Genomic DNA, 2,325 nt, shown 5'->3' with positions numbered 1-2,325 from the left:
ATCGAGAAAAAGTACGCATTTTTGATATAAAAAGAAAACCTCTCTAAACCCTTGATATGCATAGAGTTAGGGAGGTTTTTGTCGTTTCAAACTGTCAAAGACGGGATTTTATCAAAAAAATTGCGTAAGTATATTACGCAATTATTACATTTCTATGTCTTGTTTGTTATTCCAAATAAACGCTCAAATAACGGCTGTAGTACGAAAAATAAGACCAAATTGAATAGTAAACTTGGAAGTAATTTATTAAAAACAAAGATAAACACAGACAAGTTTGTTATATGAAAAATACGAGCAAATGAATAACTAATAAATTCAAATTGAAAAATAGCTACTAGTAAAATCAGAATATTAATTCCTCGCTTGCTGACTGCACTTTGGAAGAAGAAATAGATGCAATACAAAACTAAAGGAAGGGTTGTAGTAGCAATACCAATCAGATTAAGATAACTAATATCATATACCAAACCTAGCAAAGTAAATATGAATAATGAAAAACCAAGAGACACATAGTTAGCATAAAAAATAGCTAACATAAGTACCAAATGACTCGAAATAGTAAATAATCCAACCGACCAATTTGTTACCAACGTTGAAATCTGTCCATCAAGTAATAAAATAAAGAACAAGATGGGAAACATGAATATTTCTATCATTTTATTGCGCATTTGTTTGACCTACCACTAAAACCGAATAAATGTTTGAAAAACTAGCTGTCGGCTCAACATATACTTCTCTATTTAAACTGTTACTATTTGATTTAACCGATAAAACTTTACCAATTTGGACATTTGCCGGAGTCGCACCAGCCAAATCACTCGTTACAACATTGCTACCCACTGCAATTTCATCAGCTGAGTTCAACTGATTAATGATAAAACTATTTGTATCTGCATCATAGCCCGATAAAATACCATAAATTTCTTTAGAATCAACAGAAATTTTCACAGGCAACTTCGTGAATTCATCCGAATTCGTAAATAAGGTAACAACCGCCGAATCTGAACTCAATGAACTCACGATGCCAACTAATCCACCATTAGCAACCACAAGTGCATTAGATGTCACACCACTAGTCTCACCAATATTAATTGAAATATGCTCCGACCACGATGAAGGAGTCCTCACTAAAACTGATCCTGGAATAAGTTGTTTTTCTGGAAAATCAGACACCACACCTAAACTACTACGAAGCGATGCATTCTCTTCTTTCAAGCTAGTATTTTCAGCAGCCATCCCTTCAAGGCTCATAATAGCTTCCTTTAATTGTTTGTTTTCCTCGTAAGCGTTAATCAAATCTGTCAAGACATCTTTCTGCTCAGAAAAAAATCTAGTAGGCACTGAAATAACCGATTGAATTGGCGACACAACAACACTGATAAGGTTATTTAAATATGGTACCTGTAACCCTTTAGAAAAAGTAACAAACAAAAGAGAAAATGACAGTAATAAAAAGATAGAAACAACTACTACTAATTTTGAAAATTTATTCATAATAGACCCTCACCAAGATACAATAAAACGAGAATATCAAGCGATAATCTCGTTCACTACGGAGAATAAGGGATTCGAACCCTTGCGCCAGTTACCCGACCTAACGATTTAGCAAACCGTCCTCTTCAGCCTCTTGAGTAATTCTCCATCAATATAATATGGGCACGAGTGGAATCGAACCACCGACCTCACGCTTATCAGGCGTGCGCTCTAACCATCTGAGCTACGCGCCCAAGATAATAAACTTGGACAAAGTTAAATTAATGGCGCGAGACGGAATCGAACCGCCGACACATGGAGCTTCAATCCATTGCTCTACCAACTGAGCTACCGAGCCACATCTTAAAGAAATTGCGGGAGCAGGATTTGAACCTACGACCTTCGGGTTATGAGCCCGACGAGCTACCTAGCTGCTCCATCCCGCGGTAGTAGAAAAGGAGGATGTGGGATTCGAACCCACGCACGCTTTTACACGCCTGACGGTTTTCAAGACCGTTCCCTTCAGCCGGACTTGGGTAATCCTCCAATAATATGGACCTTGTAGGACTTGAACCTACGACCGCTCGGTTATGAGCCGAGAGCTCTAACCAGCTGAGCTAAAGGTCCAGCAAACAAGAGTATATAGCGGCGAAGGGGATCGAACCCCCGACCTCCCGGGTATGAACCGGACGCTCTAGCCAGCTGAGCTACACCGCCAAAATAATATAATCGGGAAGACAGGATTCGAACCTGCGACACCTTGGTCCCAAACCAAGTACTCTACCAAGCTGAGCTACTTCCCGATACTATTAAAAATAAAGCTCCCCTAACGTCTCCATTAAGCGAGTGATG

General features: G+C 38.8%; 2 protein-coding genes and 8 tRNA genes. All 10 read right to left on the bottom strand.

Translation table 11 applies throughout. From position 1 onward, the window contains the following. Positions 1-152: 152 nt before the first annotated feature. The 10 genes from mreD to ODU39_RS09330 all read right to left on the bottom strand — a co-directional run bounded on the left by mreD (position 153) and on the right by ODU39_RS09330 (position 2,276). A complete protein-coding gene (gene mreD / locus ODU39_RS09375) occupies positions 153-656 on the bottom strand; it encodes a rod shape-determining protein MreD (RefSeq protein ID WP_268768065.1) in 504 nt (167 codons plus the stop codon). Position 657: 1 nt separating this feature from the next. After that, positions 658-1,494: a rod shape-determining protein MreC gene (gene mreC, locus ODU39_RS09370; protein ID WP_136670944.1), complete on the bottom strand. Its 837-nt coding sequence runs from the start codon at positions 1,492-1,494 to the stop codon at positions 658-660. Between the two features lie 59 nt (positions 1,495-1,553). Beyond that, a tRNA-Ser gene (locus ODU39_RS09365) sits at positions 1,554-1,641 on the bottom strand. A gap of 12 nt (positions 1,642-1,653) precedes the next feature. Then, positions 1,654-1,727, bottom strand: a tRNA-Ile gene (locus ODU39_RS09360). A gap of 31 nt (positions 1,728-1,758) precedes the next feature. Next, positions 1,759-1,831 (bottom strand) — tRNA-Phe (locus ODU39_RS09355). A gap of 14 nt (positions 1,832-1,845) precedes the next feature. Beyond that, a tRNA-Met gene (locus ODU39_RS09350) sits at positions 1,846-1,919 on the bottom strand. Positions 1,920-1,929: 10 nt separating this feature from the next. Then, positions 1,930-2,019 (bottom strand) — tRNA-Ser (locus ODU39_RS09345). 7 nt (positions 2,020-2,026) lie between these two features. Next, positions 2,027-2,100 (bottom strand) — tRNA-Ile (locus ODU39_RS09340). 16 nt (positions 2,101-2,116) lie between these two features. After that, a tRNA-Met gene (locus tag ODU39_RS09335) sits at positions 2,117-2,190 on the bottom strand. A gap of 12 nt (positions 2,191-2,202) precedes the next feature. Continuing rightward, positions 2,203-2,276, bottom strand: a tRNA-Pro gene (locus ODU39_RS09330). Positions 2,277-2,325: the final 49 nt, after the last annotated feature.

Origin of the sequence: Streptococcus sp. 2021WUSS126 (assembly GCF_044427255.1) — a bacterium.
Lineage (GTDB): Bacteria > Bacillota > Bacilli > Lactobacillales > Streptococcaceae > Streptococcus > Streptococcus hashimotonensis.
Note: the sequence above shows the minus strand (reverse complement) of the source record. Positions and strands in the feature narration are given on the sequence as shown.

Excerpts from the sequence above, each read along its gene's own strand:
- mreD (WP_268768065.1), bottom strand. The coding sequence starts at position 656 with ATGATAGAAATATTCATGTTTCCCATCTTGTTCTTTATTTTATTACTT.
- mreC (WP_136670944.1), bottom strand. The coding sequence starts at position 1,494 with ATGAATAAATTTTCAAAATTAGTAGTAGTTGTTTCTATCTTTTTATTA.